This window comes from Kribbia dieselivorans NBRC 106261 (genome assembly GCF_001552435.1).
GTDB classification, from domain to species: domain Bacteria; phylum Actinomycetota; class Actinomycetes; order Actinomycetales; family Dermatophilaceae; genus Kribbia; species Kribbia dieselivorans.
This window is the reverse complement of record NZ_BCRE01000240.1, coordinates 1-4715: the sequence shown is the minus strand read 5'-3', so window position 1 is coordinate 4715 and position 4715 is coordinate 1. Positions and strand designations below refer to the sequence as shown.

The window sequence follows — 4715 nt, the reverse complement described above, 5'->3', positions numbered from 1 at the left end:
ACTCCCTCAGTCACGTGCAGGCCTCGGTGCGGCTCGAGGCGCTGGTGGGTGCCCTGCCGCGGGACTGGCACCACCGCCCACTGGCCGATCTCGTCGATCTCGGCCGCGAACGACGCTCCGCCCAGGCAACGACGACCGGCTCAACACCCGTCACCCCAGGATGGCGTCGTTGGCTCGAACCGCACTCGCTCGAGACGTCCGTGCTGCTGCGGGCCATCGCGGTCGTGTTCATCTGCGGTTCGCACGCCAACCTCTTCGAACTCGTCGGCGGGGCGCACGCGCTGCTGGCCGTGGCCGGGTTCAACGCCGCCCGTTTCGGCCTGTCCGCGCCGAGCATCGGTCGCCGTTGGCGCGCCACCACGCGAACCCTGATCGGCATCGGCGTGCCCACCGCCGTCATCGCCTACATCGGGTTGACCACGCACGGACGCTACGGCTGGGCCAACGTCACCCTGACCAACTGGATCTTCGGCGACGAGCAGGCCCCCTTCCGCAGCGAACTGTGGTTCGTCGAGGCCCTCGTCGCCACGACACTCCTGGCCACCGCGCTCCTGTCGGTACCGGCCGTGCACCGCGCCTGGCGCGACCACCCGTGGCGCGTGGCCACCATCGCCGCCGCGCTCGCGCTCATCCCCCGGTTCGTCATCGTCGAGTTCGGCGAGGCCAGCCTGCACGGGATCCTCCCGGCGACGTTCTGGCTCTTCGCCGTCGGCGCCGCCCTGGCCCACGCCGACACGCGGGTTCGTCGGGCCGTCACCCTGCTCATCGCGGTGATGGGCGGAGCGTCGTTCTTCGACGAACCTGCCCGAAACGTCATCGTGGTGACCGGTATCGCCGCGCTCGCGCTGCTGCCCCAGGTGCGCGTGCCCCGAGCCGTCGTGCCGCTCATCGGCGTGCTCGCGGCCGCGTCGCTGTACGTCTACCTCGTGCAGTTCCAGGTCTTCGCCTACGCCCCGACCCCTCTGCTCAGCACGCTGCTGGCCATCGCCGTCGGCTGCCTGGCGTGGCGCGTCGCCGACCGCCCGGTGCGCCGGCTGCAGGACCTCATCGCTCCCGTCCGTCAACGAAATGGAAGAATGTCGTGATCATGAAACGCCGATCTGCGGTCGCCGCGCTGCTGGCCCTCCCCCTCGTGCTGTCCGCCTGCGGTGGCGGCGGCGGCGACGAGTTCACGGCGCAGGACGGTGCGTTGCAGATCTACTCCTCGCAGCACCGCAACGTCACCGACGCGTGGGCGCAGGCCTTCACCGAGAAGACCGGCATCCAGACGCAGGTGCGTGAGGGCCAGGACTCGTCGATGGGGCAGATGATCATCGCCGAGGGTGATAGTTCCCCCGCCGATGTGTTCCTCACCGAGAACTCCCCGGCGATGACGCTCGTCGAGCGCGAAGGTCGGCTCGCGAAGGTCGACGCCGCCACCCGCGCCCAGGTGCGCACCGGCATGGCCCCGTCAACCGGCGACTGGACCGCCATCGCCGCCCGCTCGACCGTGCTCGTCTACAACACGGAGAAGATCACCGAGGCCGAGCTGCCGAAGTCGCTGCTCGACCTCCAGGACCCGAAGTGGAAGGGCAAGTGGGGCGCGGCGCCCGGCGGCGCCGACTTCCAGGCCATCGTGGCGGGCCTGCTCGCGAACACCGACGAGGCGACCACCAAGACGTGGCTCGAGGGCATGGCCACGAACGCGCAGGTCTACCAGAACAACATCGCCACGATGAAGGCCGTCAACGCCGGCGAGGTGCCGGTCGGCATCATGTACCACTACTACTGGTACCGCGACCAGGCCGGCGACAAGCAGGGCAGCGCCAACACGAAGCTCCACTACTTCGGCAACAAGGACTCCGGTGCCTTCGTCAGCCTGTCGGCCGGCGGGGTGCTGAAGTCCTCGGACATGCCGAAGGAAGCCCAGCAGTTCCTCAAGTTCGTCACCAGCCCCGAGGGTCAGAAGATTCTCGTCGACAGCGGCTCGATGGAGTACGCGGTCGGCAAGGGCGTCGCGTCGGACAAGGCCCTCCCGCCGCTGGACAAGCTCAACCCGCCGCCGGTCGACCCGTTCGTCCTCAACTCCGACAAGGTGATCTCGCTGATGACGGATGCCGGTCTCCTCTAGGAACTGGGGGGTCGCGCTCGCGGCCACCCTGGTCGCCGCCATCACCCTGCTGCCCGTCGTGGTGGTGCTCGGCGACGCCCTGACGGCCGGGTGGCAGTTCGCCGCCGATTACCTCCTCCGGCCGCGGATCGGCGTGCTGCTCAGTCACACTGGGATGCTCGTCGCCGTGACGGTGCCGGCCTCGCTCGTCATCGGCACGCTTGCGGCCTGGCTCGTCGAACGCACGACCCTGCCGGGCGCGGGCCTGTGGCGGGTGCTGCTGCTCATGCCGCTGGCGGTGCCGGCGTTCGTCAGCGCGTATGCGTGGATCACCGTCGCGCCGAGCATGACCGGGTTTGCCGGAGCCGCGCTCGTCACCACGCTGGCCTACTCACCGTTCGTGTTTCTCCCCGCCGCGGCGCTACTGCGCGCCCTCGACCCCGGTGATGAGGAGGTGGCCCGCTCGCTGGGCCTCTCCCCGGCCGCGGCGGTGTTCCGCACGGTCCTCCCACGCCTGCGCCCGGCCCTGTCCGGCGGGGCGCTGCTCGTCGCGCTGCACCTGCTCGCGGAGTACGGCGTGCTGGAGATGATGCGTTTCCAGACCTTCACGACCGCGATCATGCAGCGCTACGCGATCGGGTTCAGCGACTCCTCCGGCTCTCTGCTCGCAACCGTGCTCATCGGCCTGTGCCTGCTCGCCCTGACCATCGAGGTCGTCGCCCGCGGTCGACGCCGCGTGGCCAAGGTCGGGTCGGGCAGCCAGCGCCGCGCCGTGCGGGTGCCGCTGGGGCGCTGGACCGTGCCGTCGCTGCTCTTCCTGGCCGTGGTCGTGGGCCTGTCGGTCGTGGTCCCGGTCGTCACGGTGATCCGGTGGTTGTTCGCGCTCGACTCGTTCGCCGCCCTGGGTTCGGACCCGGTGCGCGTCACCCTGACCACCTTTGCGCTCGCGCTGCTCGGCGGGCTCGCCGCGATCATCGCCGCGGTGCCCGGGGCGTGGCTGCTCAACCGCTACCACTCGCCGCTGACGATGCTGCTCGAGCGCGTGACGTTCCTGTCCAGCGCACTGCCGGGCGTCGTCGTCGGCCTGGCCCTGGTGACCGTCTCGGTGCATTGGGCCCGGCCGCTATATCAGACGGTGACGCTGGTCATCGTCGCCTACGCGATCCTGTTCCTGCCGCGGGCGATGGTGTCACTGCGCTCCGGTCTGGCGGCCGCGCCGCCCGAGTTGACCGAGGCTGCGCGCTCACTCGGTCTCCGCGGCCCGGCCGTGTTCGCCCGCGTCGTGCTGCCGCTGATCGCCCCATCGGCCATGAGCGGGTTCGTGCTCGTGGCGCTGGCGGTGAGCACCGAGCTGACGGCCACGCTGCTGCTGGCCCCGACCGGCACCGACACCCTGGCCCTGGCGTTCTGGCGTGAGGCCAGCCAACTCGACTATGCCGCTGCCGCACCGTATGCGGCGATCATGATCGCGTTCTCGGTGCCGCTGACGTTGCTGCTGCGGCGGCAGATCCTGGAGGAATCATGAGTGAGGTTCGGCTGCGGTCGGTCACGGCCGGGTACGGGCGCGAGGACGTGCTGCACGGCGTCGATCTCGTCGTGCCCGCGGGGACGACGACGGCGATCCTCGGCGGGTCGGGAAGCGGCAAGACGACGCTCCTGCGCGTCATCGCCGGCTTCATGCGACCGCGCTCCGGTGAGGTGATCCTGGGCAATCGCACGGTTGCCGGTGATGGGGTGTGGGTCCCGCCGGAGCGTCGTGGGGTCGGGTACGTGCGCCAGGAGGGCGGGTTGTTCCCGCACCTGAGCGTGGCCGGCAACATCGCGTTCGGGCTGCCGTGGCCGCGCCGGCGGCACCGCGCTCGGGTGCTCGAGTTGCTCGAGGTGGTGGGGTTGTCGGCCGACCTCGCCGACCGCCGGCCCGACCAGCTTTCCGGAGGACAGCAGCAGCGCGTCGCCTTGGCGCGGGCGTTGGCTCCGCGGCCGGAGCTCGTGTTGCTCGACGAACCGTTCTCGTCTCTGGACACGGCGTTGCGGGCGACGACGCGCGAGGCGACCGCGCAGGCGCTCAAGGCCACTGGTGCCACGGCGATCCTCGTCACGCACGATCAGGGTGAGGCGCTCTCGTTCGCCGACGAGGTGGCGATCATGGGTTCGGGGGCGTTCCAGCAGGTCGCGGCGCCGCGCGTGGTGTACGGCGAGCCGGTGGACGCGACCGTGGCGTCGTTCCTCGGGGACGCGGTGCTCGTACCGGGGACCGTGGCCGACGGGGTCGTGGTGTGCGGGCTGGGGTCGCTGCCGGCCCAGGGTGAGCTGCGTGGCGGCGAGGTGCAGGTCATGGTGCGGCCGGAGCAGATCAGCTTGTCGGAGGCCGGGACCGGGGAGCGCGATGCGACCGTGCGGTCGGTGTCGTACTTCGGGCATGACGCGGTCGTCGAGCTGGACCTCGCGGATGACGTGCCCGGGCACGTCGTGCGGGCGCGGGTCGTCGGACTGACCCCGCCGGAGCCGGGTGACCGCGTCGCGCTGACCGTCATGGGGCCAGTGCGCACCTTCCCCCTCGCCGGCTGACGCACGCACCCCTCCCGCACCCTCCCCCGGCCCCCGCCCCCTCACGCGGTTCGAGGTA

3 protein-coding genes and 1 pseudogene are annotated in these 4715 nt (G+C 70.9%); all 4 read left to right on the top strand.

Annotation, left to right across the window (positions count from 1 at the left end; all coding sequences use genetic code 11):
- Window positions 1-1085 (top strand): annotated as a pseudogene (locus KD1_RS17015) (hypothetical protein); the annotation flags it as partial.
- 2 nt (window positions 1086-1087) lie between these two features.
- Window positions 1088-2110: an extracellular solute-binding protein gene (locus KD1_RS15240; protein WP_068403336.1), complete on the top strand. Its 1023-nt coding sequence runs from the start codon at window positions 1088-1090 to the stop codon at window positions 2108-2110.
- On the top strand, window positions 2094-3614 hold the full coding sequence (locus KD1_RS15235; RefSeq protein ID WP_068403332.1) for an ABC transporter permease: 1521 nt from the start codon (window positions 2094-2096) through the stop codon (window positions 3612-3614). Before KD1_RS15240 ends, KD1_RS15235 begins: the two co-directional genes overlap by 17 nt.
- Window positions 3611-4657, top strand: coding sequence for an ABC transporter ATP-binding protein (locus tag KD1_RS15230; RefSeq protein ID WP_068403330.1), 1047 nt, complete (start codon window positions 3611-3613; stop codon window positions 4655-4657). The genes KD1_RS15235 and KD1_RS15230 overlap by 4 nt, the downstream gene beginning before the upstream one ends.
- The last annotated feature ends 58 nt before the right edge of the window (window positions 4658-4715 follow it).

Coding starts and splice junctions, on each gene's coding strand:
- KD1_RS15240 (WP_068403336.1), top strand. CDS start 1,088: ATGAAACGCCGATCTGCGGTCGCCGCGCTGCTGGCCCTCCCCCTCGTG.
- KD1_RS15235 (WP_068403332.1), top strand. CDS start 2,094: ATGCCGGTCTCCTCTAGGAACTGGGGGGTCGCGCTCGCGGCCACCCTG.
- KD1_RS15230 (WP_068403330.1), top strand. CDS start 3,611: ATGAGTGAGGTTCGGCTGCGGTCGGTCACGGCCGGGTACGGGCGCGAG.